General features: G+C 74.1%; 18 protein-coding genes. 14 read left to right on the top strand and 4 right to left on the bottom strand.

The window, feature by feature from the left end; all coding sequences use genetic code 11:
- Positions 1-11: 11 nt before the first annotated feature.
- Positions 12-899, bottom strand: coding sequence for a LysR family transcriptional regulator (locus tag AB0P03_RS12565; protein WP_350885762.1), 888 nt, complete (start codon positions 897-899; stop codon positions 12-14).
- A gap of 72 nt (positions 900-971) precedes the next feature.
- On the opposite strand from AB0P03_RS12565, the gene AB0P03_RS12560 reads away from it, so the two are divergent.
- The 6 genes from AB0P03_RS12560 to AB0P03_RS12535 all read left to right on the top strand — a co-directional run bounded on the left by AB0P03_RS12560 (position 972) and on the right by AB0P03_RS12535 (position 7,648).
- On the top strand, positions 972-1,862 hold the full coding sequence (locus tag AB0P03_RS12560; RefSeq protein ID WP_363582847.1) for a dihydrodipicolinate synthase family protein: 891 nt from the start codon (positions 972-974) through the stop codon (positions 1,860-1,862).
- Positions 1,863-1,963: 101 nt separating this feature from the next.
- Complete coding sequence (locus tag AB0P03_RS12555) at positions 1,964-3,010, top strand: aspartate-semialdehyde dehydrogenase (RefSeq protein ID WP_363582845.1); 1,047 nt, start codon at positions 1,964-1,966, stop codon at positions 3,008-3,010.
- A 296-nt stretch (positions 3,011-3,306) separates the two neighbouring features.
- On the top strand, positions 3,307-4,767 hold the full coding sequence (locus AB0P03_RS12550) for an NYN domain-containing protein (RefSeq protein WP_363582843.1): 1,461 nt from the start codon (positions 3,307-3,309) through the stop codon (positions 4,765-4,767).
- Between the two features lie 112 nt (positions 4,768-4,879).
- On the top strand, positions 4,880-5,878 hold the full coding sequence (locus AB0P03_RS12545; protein ID WP_363582841.1) for an ABC transporter ATP-binding protein: 999 nt from the start codon (positions 4,880-4,882) through the stop codon (positions 5,876-5,878).
- On the top strand, positions 5,875-6,690 hold the full coding sequence (locus tag AB0P03_RS12540; protein ID WP_363582839.1) for an ABC transporter permease: 816 nt from the start codon (positions 5,875-5,877) through the stop codon (positions 6,688-6,690). Before AB0P03_RS12545 ends, AB0P03_RS12540 begins: the two co-directional genes overlap by 4 nt.
- Positions 6,691-6,844: 154 nt before the next feature.
- A complete protein-coding gene (locus tag AB0P03_RS12535; protein WP_363628747.1) occupies positions 6,845-7,648 on the top strand; it encodes a hypothetical protein in 804 nt (267 codons plus the stop codon).
- Between the two features lie 85 nt (positions 7,649-7,733).
- On the opposite strand, the gene ybaK is transcribed toward AB0P03_RS12535, so the two are convergent.
- From ybaK to AB0P03_RS12520, 3 genes are all read right to left on the bottom strand, one after another.
- On the bottom strand, positions 7,734-8,228 hold the full coding sequence (gene ybaK / locus AB0P03_RS12530) for a Cys-tRNA(Pro) deacylase (protein WP_063347187.1): 495 nt from the start codon (positions 8,226-8,228) through the stop codon (positions 7,734-7,736).
- 77 nt (positions 8,229-8,305) lie between these two features.
- Complete coding sequence (locus AB0P03_RS12525) at positions 8,306-9,034, bottom strand: LON peptidase substrate-binding domain-containing protein (RefSeq protein WP_363618916.1); 729 nt, start codon at positions 9,032-9,034, stop codon at positions 8,306-8,308.
- A 72-nt stretch (positions 9,035-9,106) separates the two neighbouring features.
- Complete coding sequence (locus tag AB0P03_RS12520) at positions 9,107-10,684, bottom strand: oxidoreductase (protein WP_363628745.1); 1,578 nt, start codon at positions 10,682-10,684, stop codon at positions 9,107-9,109.
- 91 nt (positions 10,685-10,775) lie between these two features.
- On the opposite strand from AB0P03_RS12520, the gene hisD reads away from it, so the two are divergent.
- The 8 genes from hisD (at position 10,776) to hisF (ending at position 16,618) form a co-directional block, all read left to right on the top strand.
- Complete coding sequence (gene hisD / locus AB0P03_RS12515) at positions 10,776-12,083, top strand: histidinol dehydrogenase (protein ID WP_363628744.1); 1,308 nt, start codon at positions 10,776-10,778, stop codon at positions 12,081-12,083.
- A 62-nt stretch (positions 12,084-12,145) separates the two neighbouring features.
- Positions 12,146-13,264: a histidinol-phosphate transaminase gene (locus tag AB0P03_RS12510; protein WP_363628742.1), complete on the top strand. Its 1,119-nt coding sequence runs from the start codon at positions 12,146-12,148 to the stop codon at positions 13,262-13,264.
- Between the two features lie 5 nt (positions 13,265-13,269).
- Positions 13,270-13,863, top strand: a complete 594-nt coding sequence (gene hisB, locus AB0P03_RS12505) for an imidazoleglycerol-phosphate dehydratase HisB (RefSeq protein ID WP_063347182.1) — start codon at positions 13,270-13,272, stop codon at positions 13,861-13,863.
- The gene (locus AB0P03_RS12500; protein ID WP_350885740.1) at positions 13,860-14,012 is read left to right on the top strand and encodes a hypothetical protein; all 153 of its coding nucleotides are present in this window, start codon (positions 13,860-13,862) and stop codon (positions 14,010-14,012) included. The genes hisB and AB0P03_RS12500 overlap by 4 nt, the downstream gene beginning before the upstream one ends.
- Positions 14,013-14,042: 30 nt before the next feature.
- A complete protein-coding gene (hisH, locus tag AB0P03_RS12495) occupies positions 14,043-14,678 on the top strand; it encodes an imidazole glycerol phosphate synthase subunit HisH (RefSeq protein ID WP_363628741.1) in 636 nt (211 codons plus the stop codon).
- A 19-nt stretch (positions 14,679-14,697) separates the two neighbouring features.
- The gene (priA, locus tag AB0P03_RS12490) at positions 14,698-15,423 is read left to right on the top strand and encodes a bifunctional 1-(5-phosphoribosyl)-5-((5-phosphoribosylamino)methylideneamino)imidazole-4-carboxamide isomerase/phosphoribosylanthranilate isomerase PriA (RefSeq protein WP_350885736.1); all 726 of its coding nucleotides are present in this window, start codon (positions 14,698-14,700) and stop codon (positions 15,421-15,423) included.
- A complete protein-coding gene (locus AB0P03_RS12485) occupies positions 15,420-15,851 on the top strand; it encodes a RidA family protein (RefSeq protein WP_363582826.1) in 432 nt (143 codons plus the stop codon). Before priA ends, AB0P03_RS12485 begins: the two co-directional genes overlap by 4 nt.
- Complete coding sequence (gene hisF / locus AB0P03_RS12480; protein ID WP_363582824.1) at positions 15,848-16,618, top strand: imidazole glycerol phosphate synthase subunit HisF; 771 nt, start codon at positions 15,848-15,850, stop codon at positions 16,616-16,618. The genes AB0P03_RS12485 and hisF overlap by 4 nt, the downstream gene beginning before the upstream one ends.
- The last annotated feature ends 104 nt before the right edge of the window (positions 16,619-16,722 follow it).

The following is a 16,722-nucleotide window of genomic DNA, read 5'->3' as shown; positions in this document are numbered from 1 at the left end:
CCCCCGGGGGATCAGCCGTGCCCGCCCAGGCCCGGGGGGACGGCCGTGTGCAGGGCGGAGACGAAGGCCGAGATGGCCGGGTGCGAGCCGGCGCCCGCGCGGAAGGCGGCCCGGGTGCGGCGGTACATCGGCAGCCGGGTGAGGACCACGCCGGGCGGGGGCTGCGCGGCGCCCAGCTGCGGGACCAGGGCCACGCCCTGGCCGGCCGCCACCAGGGCCAGGACGGTCGCGAAGTCGTCGATCTGGTGCCGGATCCGGGGCGCGAACCCGGCGGACTCGCAGGCCCGGACGGCCATGCTGTGGCAGAGCGTGCCCGGCGGGGCCATGATCCACGGCGCGCCGCGCTGCTCGGCGACGGTGCCCGGGGCGCGGGCCGCCAGGTACATCGGCTCGGTGAATACCGGACGGGTCACCGCCAGGCCCGGCTCCGGATCGGCCGGGACCAGGTCGTACTCGTGGACCAGGGCGACGTCCAGCTCGCCCGCGCGCAGCGCCGCCGCGACGCCCGCCGGATCCACCTCGGTCACCATCGGCTCCAGGCCCGGATGCCAGGCGGCCAGCTCGCCCAGCACCGCCGGGATGATCGCGCGGGCCGCCGACGGATAGGTGCCGATCCGCAGCGGGCCGGCCAAGCCCCGCCGGGCGTGGGCGAGTTCGGCGCCCGCCTGCTCCAGCAGGGCGAGCACCGCCTCGGCGTGCCGGACGAGGTTGCGCCCGGCCGGAGTGAGCGCGACCCGCCGCCCGGTGCGCTCCAGCAGCGGGACGCCCGCCTCCTTCTCCAGGACGGACAGCTGCTGGGACACCGCCGAAGGGCTGAAGGAGAGCGCCTCGGCGACGGCGGCGATGGTGCCGAGGTGGGCGAGTTCGCGCAGCAGGCGCAGGCGTCGGACGTCGAGCATCGGCTCAGCTTACGAGAAGCATCACGAATGTGAACTGGACCTGGGCGATCGGCGAGCCGCAGGATCGTGGCCATGGAACTCACCGGCATCCACGTCCCCCTGATCACGCCCTTCGCCGCGGACGGCACGGTCGCGCTGGACGCCCTCGCCGTGCTCGCCGCCGAACTGCTGGAGGCCGGCGCGGCCGGGCTGGTCGCCCTCGGGACCACCGGCGAGCCCGCCGCGCTGAGCGAGGACGAGCGCTGGGCCGTGGTCGAGACCGCCGCGGCCGCCTGCGCCGCCCGCGGGGCCCTCCTGACCGTCGGCGCGCACGGCGGCGACACCCGCTCCACCGCCGAGTCGCTGGCCGCGCTCGGCAAGCGGGTGCCGCAGGCCGCGGCCGCGCTGGTCACCGTCCCGGCGTTCCTGCGGCCGGGAGAGGCCGGGACGGTCGCGCACTTCCGGGCGCTCGCCGGGAGCAGCCCGCTGCCGCTGGTCGTCTACCACATCCCGTACCGCACCGGGCAGCAGCTGTCCGCCGCCGCGCTGCTCGAACTCGCCGCGCTGGACGGCGTGGCGGGCGTCAAGTACGCGACCGGGGGAGTGGACCAGACGGCGGTGGAACTGCTCGCCGCCGCCCCCGCCGACTTCGCGGTGCTGACCGGGGAGGACGCCTTCCTGTCGCCGTTGCTGGCGCTCGGCGCGGCCGGCGGCATCCTCGCCTCCGCCCATCTGGCCACCGCCCGGTTCGTCGAGCTGACGCGGGCCTGGCAGGCCGGGGACGCCGCCCGGGCCCGGGCGCTCGGGCACCGGCTCACCGGGCTGGCGCTGGCCGCCTTCGCCGCGCCGAACCCGACGGTGATCAAGGGCGTGCTGCACGCCCAGGGCCGGATCCCCACCCCGGACGTCCGGCTGCCGCTGCTGCCGGCCGGGGAGGCGGAGGTCGAGGCCGCGCTGAAGCTGGTGAGTGGTCTGGACCACTAGCCCTCTCTCATAGCGTGGAACACCAGGCCGCCGCACCCGCGTGACAAGGCATGATGGGCAGAGTGCGGCTGTAGACAGCACCATCCAGAGGAGTAGTCGGAATGAAGATCGGCATTGTCGGGGCCACCGGCCAGGTCGGCGGAGTGGTCCGCGAGATCCTGGCGGAGCGCGCTGGTCGTGAAGGCGGACTGGGCCCGGTCGAGCAGCTGCGGTTGTTCGCCTCGGCCCGCTCGGCCGGACGCACCCTGCCGTGGCAGGGCACCGAGGTCACCGTCGAGGACGCGGCCACGGCCGACTACACGGGCCTGGACATCGTGATCTTCTCGGCCGGCGGCTCCACCTCCAAGGCCCTCGCCCCCAAGGCCGCCGCGGCCGGCGCCGTCGTCATCGACAACTCCTCCGCCTGGCGCCGCGACCCCGACGTCCCGCTGGTCGTCTCCGAGGTCAACCCCGGCGCCATCGCCGACCGACCCAAGGGCATCATCGCCAACCCGAACTGCACCACCATGGCCGCCATGCCCGTGCTGCGCCCGCTGCACGAGGAGGCCGGCCTCGCCGCGCTCGTCGTCTCCACCTACCAGGCCGTCTCCGGCAGCGGCGTGGCCGGCGTGGCCGAACTCCAGGACCAGGCCGCCAAGGTCGTCGACGGCGCCGCCGCGCTCGCCCACGACGGCTCCGCCGTCGAGTTCCCCGAGCCCAAGGTCTACCAGCGCCCGATCGCCTTCAACGTGGTGCCGCTGGCCGGCTCCATCGTCGAGGACGGCTCCAACGAGACCGACGAGGAGCAGAAGCTCCGCCACGAGAGCCGCAAGATCCTCGGCATCCCGGACCTCAAGGTCGCCGGCACCTGCGTGCGCGTCCCGGTCTTCTCCGGCCACTCGCTCCAGATCAACGCCCGCTTCGAGCGCCCGATCAGCCCCGAGCGCGCCGCCGAACTGCTCGCCGCCGCCCCCGGCGTCGAGCTGTCCGACATCCCCACCCCGCTCCAGGCCGCCGGCCGGGACCCGAGCTACGTCGGCCGCATCCGGGCCGACGAGACCGTCGAGCACGGCCTGTCGCTGTTCGTGTCCAACGACAACCTGCGCAAGGGCGCCGCGCTCAACGCCGTCCAGCTGGCCGAGCTGGTCGCCGCCGAGCTCAAGGGCTGACACCCGGCCCCGCCGGGCCGCCGGCGCTCGCACCCCGCGGCGAGCGCCCGCTCGCACCCCCCGGCGTGACCAAGGGCGGGCCCCGTCGTTGAACGGGGCCCGCCTTTGCGTTCCGTTGGGCTTGCCGTTGCGGTACCGCGACATCCGTCGAGGTTCGGCGCGCGAACCAGGGGGAAAAGGTGACCCAACGATCGGGCGGCCACGGGGGCCCCTCACCCCACCACGCCCGGACGACGGGCGGATCCGCGCCCACCCGGCCCGACCCCCACACGAGGGCGAGTGGAAAGAGGTGCGCGATGGACCGCTGTGTCGTCCTGGTGGATGCCGGATACCTGCTGGGCGCCGCCGCCAGCCTGCTCGCCGGTGACCCGTCCCGTTCCAGAGTCACCGTCGACCACACCGCGCTGATCACCGCGCTGCGCGAACGCGCCGAGGCCGAGACCGGACTGCCGCTGCTGCGCATCTACTGGTTCGACGCCGCCCCCGACCGGCGCCCGATGCCCGAACACCGCCGGCTGCGCGTCCTGCCCCGCGTCACCGTGCGGCTCGGCGCCCTCACCCGCGCCGAAGGGCGCTGGGTGCAGAAGGGCGTCGACGCCGCCATGCACGCCGAACTCTCCGAACTCGCCCGCAACCGGGCCTGCGCCGACGTCGTCCTGATCACCGGCGACGGCGACCTGCTGCCCGGCATGATGACCGCCAAGGAACACGGCGTGGCCGTCCACCTGTGGGCGCTCCAGGCCGCCGACGGCGACTTCAACCAGTCCGAGGACCTGGTCGGCGAGGCCGACGAGCGAAGAGTGCTCGACCGCGAGTGGATCGAGGGCTCCTTCAGCCTCCGGGAGAACGCCAGCGTCTTCCCCGCGCCCGGCGCCCGCCAGGAGATCGCCAAGATCCTCGCCGCCCCGCCCGTCGGCCCGCCCGTGGCGGCACCCGCCGCGGCGCCGGTCGTGGCGCCCCCGGTCGTCCAGCCGGCCGCCGTGCCCGCTGCCGCCGTGCCCGCTGCCGTCGGGGCCTCCGCCGTCGGGGCCGTCCCGGGCGCCGTACCAGGGGCGGTTCCAGGGGCGGTTCCAGCGGCGGGGCGGCCCCAGTCGGCCGCCGCGCTCAAGGTCGTCCCCACCCCCAAGGACCTCGCCGGGCGCACCCCCGCCGTCGCCTCGGCCGTCAACGGGCACGGCGGCACCGGACTCGCGAACGGCCACGGCGGCACCGGGCTCGTCAACGGGCACGGCGCCAACGGACAGGGCGCCAACGGGCTCCTGAACGGGCAGGCGAACGGGCACGGCACCAACGGACAGGCCGTCGGCTCGACGGGCGCCGCCGGACAGGCCGGCCCCGTCCTGCGCTGGTCCTCCGACCGCGGCTGGGTCGACCGCCCCGCCCCCGAACCCGCCGTCACCGCCGGCGACAGCCTCCCCACCCTCGCCCACCTCACCACCGCCGAACAGCGCTGGGCCGACCGCGAGGAGGACATCACCTCCATCGGCGGCGACGCCCACGAAGTCGGCCAGGTCTTCGCCCGCCGCTGGAGCGAACGGTTGGGCGACGTCGAACGGCTCACCGTGCTCTGGCCCGACTACCCCCGCATCCCGCACCGGGTCGACGGCGAACTCCTCCGCTACGCCGCCCGCTTCGGACTGCTCGCGCACAAGGACGACCAGATCGACGAACACGACCGCTACGCCATCCGGGCCGGATTCTGGAAGGAACTGGCGGTGCGGGTGCCCGGCGGATCGATGGTGGTCGTGGACGACTGACGGGCGCACGGCCCGGGTTGGACCCGGCGGGACCCGGCGGGCCGCGCGCCGGTTTTCGGTGATCAGGCCCCCTTGTCCGGTTCGCCCGTGCGAACGCGTAAAGTCTTCGGTCGTGAACGAGTCGGCAGGGCGAGCACCCCAGAACACCCCGCCGTGCGTCGCCGTGCGCGACCTCGTGAGGACCTATCGCACCGGGCGCGGAGCCGGCGCCACCGAGATCCGGGCCAACGACGGAATCAGCCTCACCGTCCGCCAGGGCGAGATCTTCGGACTGCTCGGACCCAACGGGGCCGGCAAGTCCACCCTCGTCCGCCAGCTCACCGGCCTGCTGCGGCCGGACTCCGGATCCGTCGAACTCCTCGGCCACGACATCGTCCGCCACCCCGAACGGGCCGCCCGGCTGCTCGGCTACCTCGGCCAGGAATCCAGCGCCCTCGACGAACTGACCGTCGCGCTCGCCGCCGAGACCACCGGACGGCTGCGCGGCCTCACCCGGGCCCAGGCCCGCGCCGAAGCCGCCGACGTCCTCACCGAACTCGGGCTCGAACCCCTCGCCCAGCGGCCGCTCGCCAAGCTCTCCGGCGGTCAGCGCCGGCTCGCCTGCGTCGCCGCGGCCCTCGTCGGGGAACGGCCGCTGCTCGTCCTCGACGAACCCACCACCGGCATGGACCCCGTCGCCCGGCGGGCCGTCTGGACCGCCGTCGACCGGCGCCGCACCGAACGCGGCGCCACCGTCCTGCTGGTCACCCACAACGTCATCGAGGCCGAGACCGTGCTCGACCGGGTCGCCGTCATCGACGACGGGCAGGTCATCGCCTGCGACACCCCCGGCGGACTCAAGGCCCTCGTCGACGGCGACGTCCGGCTCGACCTGGTCTGGCGGGACGAGGCGCCGCTCGCCGTCCCCGCCGTCGCCGAACTCGCCGAACGGGCCGAACGCACCGGCCGCCGCTGGACCGTCCGCACCACCCCCGAACAGGCCCGCGAACTGGTCGCCGCCGTCACCACCGGCCCGGCCTTCGCCGCCCTCGACGACTTCACCCTCGCCACCCCGAGCCTTGAGGACGCCTACCTCAAGCTCGGGGGCCGCCACGGAGGACTGGCCAAGTGACGCTGCTCTCGGTGCCGCCGCAGGCCGCCGCCCCCGCGACCGGCGGCACCCCCGCCCCGCTCGCCCCCGCGGCCCGGCTGCTGCCCGCCCTCGCCGCCGTCTACCGGGCCCAGCTCGCCCGGGCCCGGGTGGCGCGGATCCCGCTGCTGTTCGTCGCCACCTTCCAGTCCGTCGGCATCCTCGTGATGATGCGGGGCGTGGTGGACGCCGGGCAGACCTCGGCCGCGCGGTCCGTGGTCGCCGGGTCCAGCGTGCTGGTGGTGGCGTTCGTCGCCCTCAACCTGCTCGCCCAGTACTTCGGGAAGCTGCGGGCCACCGGCGGACTCGACCACTACGCGACGCTGCCCGTGCCCGCCGCCTCCGTGGTGCTCGGCGCGGCCGGCGCCTACGCCTCGTTCACGCTGCCCGGGACGGTCCTCACCGCGGCCTTCGGCGCCGTGATGTTCGGGCTGCCGCTCGGGCAGCTGTGGGTGCTGCTGGCCGTCGTCCCGCTCGCCGGAGCCGCCCTGTCCGGGCTCGGGGCCGCCTGCGGGCTGCTCGCGCCCCGCCAGGAGATCGCCACCATGCTCGGGCAGCTCGGCATGTCGGCGGCCCTGCTGCTCGGCGTGCTGCCCGTCGACCACCTCCCGCAGCCCGTCCTGTGGCTGCGCGACCTGCTGCCCTCCACGTACGGCGTCGAGGCCTTCGCCCGGACCTTCGAACCCGACCCGGACTGGGCGCTGATCGCGGGCGACCTCGCCGTCTGCGCGGGCGTCGGCGTGGTGTCGCTGGCGATCGCCACCTGGGCCTACCGGCGGGCCGTCTCCCGGTAGGGGGTGTCCCGGCGTGTCCCGGGGGCCGGCTCCGGGAGGTGCGGGGCTCGGACTCCGCGCGGTGCGGGGGCCGGCTCCGCGAGGTGCGGGGTTCAGGTTCCGCCAGGTACGGGCGACGGCTCGTCCCGGCCGCGATCGTGAAACGATGGGGTCCGTGACCGTACCGAACACGCCTCCGGACCCCACCCGCGCCGCCGCGGACGCGGTGCCGGACATCACCCCCGATCCGTACGCGCCGCCGCCCGCCCCCGACGCCGGGACCCCGCCGCCGGACGGCCTCGCGGTCGCGCAGTCGCCGGGCCCCACGCTCAAGGAGCGGCTGCTGCCCGAGCTGCGGCTCGGCGCGGGCACGGTACTGGCCTGCATCGTGGTCGGACTGGTGATGGCGGGGCTGTGGGTCTGGCTCGCGCCCAAGGTGCCGCTGGTCGTCGACGGCGACCGCATCCTCTACGCCGACCCCGAGGGCGAACAGCGGGCGGGGGCCGACGCGGTCTTCGCCCTGATCGCGCTCGGCGCCGGCCTCCTGACCGCGCTCGGGGCCTTCCTGGCCACCCGGCAGCGCGGCGGCGGCATCGCGGTCGCGCTCGGACTGGTGGTCGGCGGACTGCTCGGCTCGGTCGGCGCCTGGCGGCTCGGGCGGTGGCTCGGCCCCAGCAACGACCTGATCGCCGAAGCCCGGCGGGTCGGCAACGGCGGGCACTTCGACGCGAGCATCGACCTCGGCGCGCTGGGGGCGCTGCTGGTGTGGCCGATGGCGGCGATGGTGGTGCTGCTGGCGCTGTCGGCGGCGTTCGGCAAGCGCGAGGAGGACCCGCCGCCGTACTGGGCCGGGCCGTACGGGGTGGCCGCGCCGCAGGCCCCTGCGGACGGCGCGGCGCGGCCGCAGGACGCCGTGCGGGCGGACGACGGTGCTCGGCCGGACGGCGCTGCGCGGCCGGGGGAGCGCGGGCAGGGCTGACCGCGTGGGCCCGGGCCCATCTGCGGGTGGGCCCGTCGGCCGGGGTCAGCGGGGGGGGCAGGGGGGCAGCGGGGGTCAGCCGGGGTCAGCGGGCGATCGGTGCGGTGCGGGCACCGGTCAGGGTGACCAGGTCGGCCGGGGCGAGTTCGACCTCCAGGCCGCGGCGCCCGCCGGAGACGTAGACGGTGGGGTGGGTGAGCGCGCTGGCGTCGACCACGGTCCGCAGCGGGCGGCGCTGGCCGAGCGGGGAGATGCCGCCGAGGACGTAGCCACTGCTGCGCTCGGCGGCGGCCGGGTCGGCCATGGCGGCGCGCTTGCCGCCGACGGCGGCGGCGAGGGCCTTGAGGTCGAGCTGCCCGGCGACCGGGACCACGCCGACGGTGAGCACGCCGTCCACGTCGGCGACCAGGGTCTTGAAGACCCGCTCGGCGGCGACGCCCAGGACCTCGGCGGCCTCGCCGCCGTAGGAGGCGGCGGCCGGGTCGTGCTCGTAGGCGTGCACGGTGAACGGGACGGCGGCGGTCTCCAGGGCGACGGTGGCGGGGGTGCCCTGCCCGCCCTTCTTCGGCTTCTTCGCCATGTGGGGCTCCTTCTTCGCCGTGCGGGTTCCCCCGGACTTACGTGCGGGTGTCCCGGATTACGTGCGGGTTTTCCGGATCAGTTGGGGCTGAACGACTGGCGGGTGAGGTCGACGGCGGGCAGCGACGGCAGCCAGCTGAGCACGGAGCTCTCGCGGCGCAGCAGGTCGAGTTCGGTGCGCAGCCGCTGGGCGGTGTCGGGGCAGGCCAGCAGCTGCTGCTTGACCGGGGTCTCGAACACCGAGGCGGCGGCGACCAGGTAGGAGAGCACCTGCGGGTCGTCCGGGAGCTCCTGGCGCCCGACGGTGCTGGCCTCGCGGGCCCCGGCGAGGCGCTTCTGGTAGACCCGGAAGGCCCGCTCGACCTCGGCGGCGAGGGCGCCGGAGCCTTCGCCGGGCTGTTCCTCGACGAGTTCGGCCTCGCCGGTCAGGTACGGGCCGGAGACGTCCGCCGAGCGGAGCCGGAACCGGGTGGTGCCGGTGACCAGCAGCTCGTAGCGGCCGTCCGGCTGCTCCTGGACGGAGGCGACGTCGGCGACGCAGCCGATGTGGAACATCGCCTCCAGCGGGTCCCCGGTGGCGGTGCCGAGGCCGTCGAGCGGCCCGGCCGGGCCCTCCTCGGGGCGGACCGGGGCGACCTCGCGGCCGTCCTTGATGGCGAGCACGCCGAAGCGGCGCGGCGTGTCGGCCGGTAGTTGGAGCAGGTCGGCGACGAGACGGCGGTAGCGCTCCTCGAAGACGTTCAGGGGCAGCACGAGGCCCGGGTAGAGCACGTTGTTCAGCGGGAAGAGCGGCAGCCGTTCTGTCACGGCGGACAGCGTAGTTCCCCGCGCGGTCGCGGCGCGTCGGGGTTGTGCCCGCGGGCGGGCCCGCCGGGTCGGTCAGCCCCGTTGCAGCATGCGGGTGGCGCCGGCCACGACGGTGGTGGCGAGCAGCCAGCCGACGATCACCAGCCCGGCGGAGACGTACTGGCTGAGGCCCCCGGGGTTCCAGCCCTGCTGGCCGAGTTCGACGACCGGGACCAGCTGGCTGAGCGTGTACAGCACCGGGTTCCAGTGCGGGTGCTCGTCGGCCTTCAGCGGCTCCAGCGGGTGGGTGGCGAACCAGATGCTGCCCAGCGCCCAGGCGAGCAGCAGCCACAGGCCGGCCCGGCCGGGGCGGTAGCCGTAGCCGACGGTGGCGTCCTGGACCCGGCCCCAGATCCGGGCGGGCAGCGGGAGGGTCCGGTGGCGGCGGCGCTGCTTGGCGTACAGCACCTCGCGGGCGTCGTCGTCGGCGCCGTCGCGGCGCAGGGCGGCGGCGAGCTGCTCGTAGGACTCGGGCTGGAAGTCCACCGAGGAGCCCTCCAGCCAGGCGATCCGCTGCTGGACGCTGAAGGGGCCGACCGGGCGCAGCACCTCGTAGACGAAGCCGGTCAGGCCCAGGTGGCGCCCGCGCGGCCAGGCGTCCGGGGTGTCGACGAGGTTGCCGACCCGGGCGCGGGAGAGCGAGACGGTGCCGGTGGGGCGGATCCGGCAGGTGAACCGCAGCTCGGGGGTGTGGATGCGGCGCAGCGAGAGCTCGTCGTCACCCTCCAGGTGGAACTCGCCGGAGATCAGGCAGGCGCTCTCGAAGCGGGCGTCGGAGAGCCGGACCCGGCCGTAGGCGCGGAACGGGGTGCTGGGGGCGCCGGGCGGCGGGTTCTGGCCGTAGCCGGAGCCGTAGTAGCTGCGGGAGCCGAACCAGCCGCCGTCGGCGGAGCTGGTCAGGTAGAGGGTGTGGCCGACGGTGAGCCGGACGGCGTTGAGGCAGGTGCGGTTCTGCGGGACGGCGCGCAGCTGGGCGCCGCGCAGCGACAGCCGCCCGCCTATCCGGGCCGTGCGCAGGCTCAACTCGCCCTCCACGTCCACGCGTTCGGCCTCGAAGTCCTGGTGGACGGCCAGGCCGTCGGCGGACAGCGCGCGGCCGTAGCGGTCGCCGCCCAGGACGGTCTGGTTGAGCAGCAGGTCGGTGCCGACCTTGGCGTCGGTGAGCCGTACGCCCTCGGGTATCCGGCAGCGGGCCAGGTGGAGGTCGCCGGTGGTGGTGAGCCGGGAGGCCTCCAGGCGGGGGATCAGGCAGGTGACGAAGCGCAGCGTCGAGGCCGAGGCCTCCGAGATGAGGATCTTGCGCTCGAAACGGCACTCGCGGAGTTCGACGTAGTGGCCGATGGCGCCGCCGGCCAGGTTGAGCGCGCCGGTGACCAGCACGCCGTTGAGCCGCAGCGAGGCGACCCGCCCGGTGGCGGCGGCCGGGCCGGCCAGCAGCAGATGGGCGAGCACCCTGGCCCGGACGGTGCGCCCGGGGCCCCAGACGGCGTCCCCGAAGGGGTCGTCGGTGGCGGCGTCGCCACTCCGCCGGTCGAAGACGTTGCCGCGACGGAAGGCCTCCCAGAGCTCACGCTCCGTGTCGGTCCAGCCCTCCGGGGCGTGCTCCAGCATGGTTTTCCCCGTCCCCCCGGTCGTCTCGCCTTTCGTATCACGGACTGAAATGCGGGGCCAGGGGTTCCGGCCACTCCTTACACTGGGTGGCGTGATCTCTCGAATCGACCTCCGCGGCTCGCTGGACGACCCGCGTGACCTGCTGCCCCGTGCCGAGTTCGACGTGGCGGCCGCCCTGGAGAAGGTGCGGCCGATCGCCGAGGACGTACGCCATCGCGGGGTCGCGGCCGTGATCGAGATCACCGAGCGCTTCGACGGCGTCCGGCTGGAGTCGACCCGCGTCCCGGCCGAGCAACTGGCCGAGGCCCTGGAGACGCTGGACCCGAAGGTGCGGGCCGCGCTGGAGGAGTCGATCCGCCGGGCCCGCGCCGTGCACGCCGACCAGCGCCGCACCGAGCACACCACCCGGGTGGTGCCGGGCGGCACCGTCACCCAGCGCTGGGTGCCCGTGGAGCGCGTCGGCCTCTACGTGCCGGGCGGGCTGGCGGTCTACCCGTCCTCCGTGGTGATGAACGTGGTGCCGGCCCAGGAGGCGGGCGTCCAGGGCATCGCGGTGACGTCCCCGCCGCAGAAGGAGTTCGACGGCCGCGTCCACCCGACCATCCTGGCGGCCTGCGCGCTGCTCGGCGTGGACGAGGTGTACTCCGTCGGCGGCGCCCAGGCCGTGGCGATGTTCGCGCTGGGCACCGAGGAGTGCGCGCCGGTCAACATGGTCACCGGCCCCGGCAACATCTACGTGGCCGCCGCCAAGCGCCTGTTCGCCGGCCGGATCGGCATCGACTCGGAGGCAGGCCCGACCGAGATCGCCGTCCTCGCCGACGACAGCGCGCTGCCGTCCGACGTGGCCGCCGACCTGATCAGCCAGGCCGAGCACGGACCGACCTCCGGCTCGGTGCTCGTCACCGACTCGCCGGCGCTGGCCGACGCGGTCGAGGCGGAACTCGCCGTCCAGGTCGCCAGGACCAAGCACAGCGAGCGGGTCGCCGAGGCACTGGGCGGCCGGCAGTCCGGGATCATCCTGGTCGACGACCTGGAGCAGGGCCTCGCCGTGGTCAACGCCTACGCGGCCGAGCACCTGGAGATCCAGACCCGGGACCCGCACGCGGCGGCCGCCAAGGTCGTCAACGCGGGCGCCGTCTTCATCGGCCGCTGGACGCCGGTCTCGCTGGGCGACTACGCGGCCGGCTCCAACCACGTGCTGCCCACCGGCGGCTGCGCCTGCCACTCGTCCGGCCTGTCCGTGCAGACCTTCCTGCGCGGCGTCCAGGTCGTCGAGTACGACCGGGACGCGCTCGCGGACGTCGCCGCGCACGTGGTCAACCTCGCCAACGCGGAGGACCTGCCCGGGCACGGCGACGCGATCAAGGCGCGCTTCGACTGGACGGTGCCGGGATCGTGACTGCTGTGACTCCTGTTACTCCTCCTGTGACTCCTGTGACTTCTGAGGCTGGTGCGACTCCGGTGGCTGGTGAGGCTCGTAGGACTCGGATCGACGACCTCCCCATCCGCGACGAGCTGCGCGGCCAGTCCCCGTACGGCGCGCCGCAGCTGGACGTGCCCGTCCAGCTGAACACCAACGAGAACCCGTACCCGCTCCCCGAGGAGCTGGTCGCCCGGATCGCCGAGCGCGTCGCCGGGGCCGCCCGCAACCTCAACCGCTACCCCGACCGGGACGCCGTCGAACTGCGCGAAGGCCTCGCCGCGTACCTCGGCCGGACCACCGGCTTCGCCGTCACCCGGCAGCAGGTCTGGGCCGCCAACGGCTCCAACGAGGTGCTCCAGCAGCTGCTGCAGACCTTCGGCGGCCCCGGTCGCAGCGCGCTCGGCTTCGAGCCCTCCTACTCGATGCACGCGCTGATCTCCCGGGGCACCGGCACCGAGTGGATCTCCGGCCCGCGCAACGACGACTTCACCATCGACCTGGACGCCGCCCTCGGCGCGATCGCCGAGCACCGGCCGAACGTGGTCTTCATCTGCTCGCCGAACAACCCGACCGGCACCGCCGTCGCCGCCGACACCGTGCTGCGGCTGTACGAGGCCGCGCAGGCCGCCGGGCCCAGCCTGGTCGTCGTCGACGAGGCCTACGTCGAGTTCTCGCACCGGGCCTCGCTGCTGCCGCTCATCGAGGGCCGCCCCAACCTGGTGGTCTCCCGCACCATGTCCAAGGCCTTCGGCGCGGCCGGGCTGCGCCTGGGCTACCTGGCCGCCGACCCGGCCGTGGTGGACGCGGTGCAGCTGGTCCGCCTGCCGTACCACCTGTCGTCCGTCACCCAGGCCACCGCGCTGGCCTGCCTGGAGCACACCGACACCCTGCTCGGGTACGTCGGCCGGCTCAAGGAGGAGCGCGACCGGCTGGTCGACGCGCTGCGCGGGCTCGGCCTGGAGGTCACCGACTCGGACGCCAACTTCGTCCAGTTCGGCCGCTTCGCCGACACCCACGCCGTCTGGCAGGCCATCCTCGACCAGGGCGTCCTGGTCCGTGACAACGGCGTCCCCGGGTGGCTGCGCGTCACCGCCGGCACGCCCGCAGAGAACGACGCCTTCCTGGACGCCGTCCGCACAGTGATCAAGGAGCTGTAACCCGTATGTCCCGCATCGGACGCGTCGAACGCACCACCAAGGAGACCGCGGTCCTGGTCGAGATCGACCTCGACGGCACCGGGAAGACCGACATCTCCACGGGCGTCGGGTTCTACGACCACATGCTCGACCAGCTCGGCCGCCACGGTCTCTTCGACCTCACCGTCAAGACCGACGGCGACCTGCACATCGACACCCACCACACCATCGAGGACACCGCCCTCGCGCTCGGCGCCGCCTTCAAGCAGGCGCTCGGCGACAAGGTCGGCATCTACCGCTTCGGCAACTGCACGGTGCCGCTGGACGAGTCGCTCGCCCAGGTCACCGTGGACCTCTCCGGCCGGCCGTACCTGGTGCACACCGAGCCCGAGCACATGGCGCCGATGATCGGCTCGTACGACACCACGATGACCCGGCACATCCTGGAGTCCTTCGTGGCCCAGGCGCAGGTCGCCCTGCACGTCCACGTGCCGTACGGGCGCAACGCCCACCACATCGTGGAATGCCAGTTCAAGGCGCTGGCCCGAGCCCTGCGCTACGCCGCCGAGCGCGACCCGCGCGCGGCCGGAATCCTCCCCTCGACCAAGGGTGCACTGTGAGCAAGGCGGCCCTCGCCCTCATCTTCGTCGGCCTCTTCCTGGCCGGCGGCGTGATCTCGTTCTGGAAGCAGAAGCTGCCCAAGGGCGTCATCCTGGTGCTCGCGTTCGGCTCGGTCATGTGCCTGGCCTCCGGCATCATGCGTCTGTAGACCCGCAGCAGAGAGACTGGACACCTGAACATGGGCAAGAACGTCGTCGTCCTCGACTACGGGTCGGGCAACCTCCGCTCCGCGCAGCGCGCGCTCGAACGGACCGGGGCGGACGTCACCGTCACCTCCGACTACGACACCGCGATGAACGCGGACGGCCTGCTCGTCCCCGGCGTCGGCGCCTTCGAGGCCTGCATGCGCGGCCTGAAGTCCGTCCGGGGCGACTGGATCATCGACCGCCGGCTCGCCGGGGGCCGCCCCGTCATGGGCATCTGCGTCGGCATGCAGATCCTCTTCGAGAAGGGGGTCGAGCACGGCGTGGAGACGGCCGGCTGCGACGAGTGGCCCGGCGTCGTCGAGCCGCTGGACGCCCCCGTCATCCCGCACATGGGCTGGAACACCGTGGACGTGCCCGAGGGCAGCCGGATGTTCGCCGGCCTCGACCCGCAGAGCCGCTTCTACTTCGTGCACTCCTACGGCGTGCGGCACTGGGAGCTGGAGACCCACAGCGCACGGATCCACGCCCCGCTCGTCACCTGGGCCACCCACGGGCAGCCCTTCGTCGCCGCCATCGAGAACGGCCCGCTCTGGGCCACCCAGTTCCACCCCGAGAAGTCCGGCGACGCCGGCGCCGCCCTCCTGACCAACTGGGTCAACACCCTCTGAGCTTGGAAGAGTTGTGACTATGAGCCGCCTCGAACTGCTTCCCGCCGTCGACGTCCGGGACGGCCAGGCCGTCCGCCTGGTCAAGGGCGCGTCCGGCACCGAGACCTCCTTCGGTGAACCCCTCGCCGCCGCCCTCGCCTGGCAGAACGCCGGCGCCGAGTGGCTGCACCTGGTCGACCTCGACGCCGCCTTCGGCACCGGCACCAACTACGAGCTGCTGCGCGAGGTCACCGGCCGCCTCGACATCAAGGTCGAGCTGTCCGGCGGCATCCGCGACGACGAGTCGCTCGCCAACGCGCTCGCCACCGGCTGCACCCGGGTCAACCTCGGCACCGCCGCCCTGGAAGCCCCCGAGTGGGTCGCCAAGGCCATCGCCGAGCACGGCGACAAGATCGCCGTCGGCCTGGACGTCGTCGGCACCACCCTGCGCGGCCGCGGCTGGACCCGCGACGGCGGCCAGCTCTTCGAGGTGCTGGAGCGGCTCAACCAGGAGGGCTGCGCCCGCTACGTCGTCACCGACGTCAACCGGGACGGCACCCTGACCGGCCCCAACCTGCAACTGCTGCGCGACGTCTGCGCCGCCACCGACCGCCCCGTCGTCGCCTCCGGCGGCGTCTCCTCGCTCGACGACCTGCGCGCCATCGCCGGCCTGGTCGGTGCGGGTGTCGAGGGCGCCATCGTGGGCAAGGCACTCTACGAGCAGAAGTTCACCCTCGAAGAGGCCCTGGAGGCGGTTTCAGGATGACGGAACGTCGGATCGTGCGTGGCAGGGTCGGCGGATTCTCCCCCTGGGAGGACCAGTTCGGCTACTCGCGGGCGGTCGCCGCGGGAGACCACGTGCACGTGGCCGGCTCCACCGCCTGGGTGAACGGCCGGATCGAGCACGAGGGCGACCCCTACCGGCAGACCCTCGCCGCGTTCGGCGTCGGCCTCAGCGCCCTCGCCGCGTACGGTCTGACGGCGGACGACGTGGTCCGCACCCGGATGTACATCACCCACGCCCGCGACGCCGACGAGGTGGGCCGCGCCCACCACCAACTCTTCGACGCCGCCCGCCCGGCGGCCACCATGGTGGTGGTCGACGGGCTGATCGACTCCCGGATGATGGTCGAGGTCGAGCTCGACGCCTATCGTGCCGGGCTGGCAAAGACCCTGGAAGGCAACCAGCCGTGACCCTCGCCGTACGTGTCATCCCCTGCCTGGACGTCGACGCCGGGCGGGTGGTCAAGGGCGTCAACTTCCAGAACCTGCGCGACGCCGGCGACCCGGTCGAGATGGCCAAGCTCTACGATGCCGAGGGCGCCGACGAGTTGACCTTCCTCGACATCACCGCCTCCTCCGGCGACCGGGAAACCACCTACGACGTGGTCCGCCGCACCGCCGAACAGGTCTTCATCCCGCTCACCGTCGGCGGCGGAATCCGCGCCGTCGAGGATGTCGACAAGCTGCTGCGGGCCGGCGCCGACAAGGTCGGCGTCAACACCGCCGCCATCGCCCGGCCGGAACTGGTCCGCGAGATCGCCCAGCGGTTCGGGCGGCAGGTCCTGGTGCTGTCCGTGGACGCCCGGCGCTGCCCTCCCGGCACCGAGACCGCGTCCGGCTACGAGGTCACCACCCACGGCGGGCGCAAGGGCACCGGCCTCGACGCCGTCGAATGGGCCGGGCGCGCGGCCGAACTCGGCGCCGGCGAGATCCTGCTCAACTCGATGGACGCCGACGGCACCAAGGACGGGTACGACCTGGAGATGATCCGGGCCGTCCGCAAGGCCGTCTCCGTGCCCGTCATCGCCTCCGGCGGCGCCGGCAAGCTCGCCGACTTCGCGCCGGCCGTCGAGGCGGGTGCGGACGCGGTGCTCGCCGCGAGCGTCTTCCACTTCGGGGACCTGCGGATCGGGCAGGTCAAGGACGCGCTGCGGGAGGCCGGGCACCCGGTGCGGTGACCGTCCGAACTACCGCGAGAGGGCCCGCTGCGCACCGGCGCCGCGGGCCCACACGCGGGCGCAGGACGGTTAGCGGGGGTGGGCCATGATAAGCGCGAACCGCG

Origin of the sequence: Kitasatospora sp. NPDC088779 (assembly GCF_040685395.1) — a bacterium.
In the GTDB taxonomy this organism is placed as follows: Bacteria; Actinomycetota; Actinomycetes; order Streptomycetales; family Streptomycetaceae; genus Kitasatospora.
The sequence above is the reverse complement of the archived record's forward strand: the minus strand, read 5'-3'. Positions and strand labels throughout refer to the sequence as shown.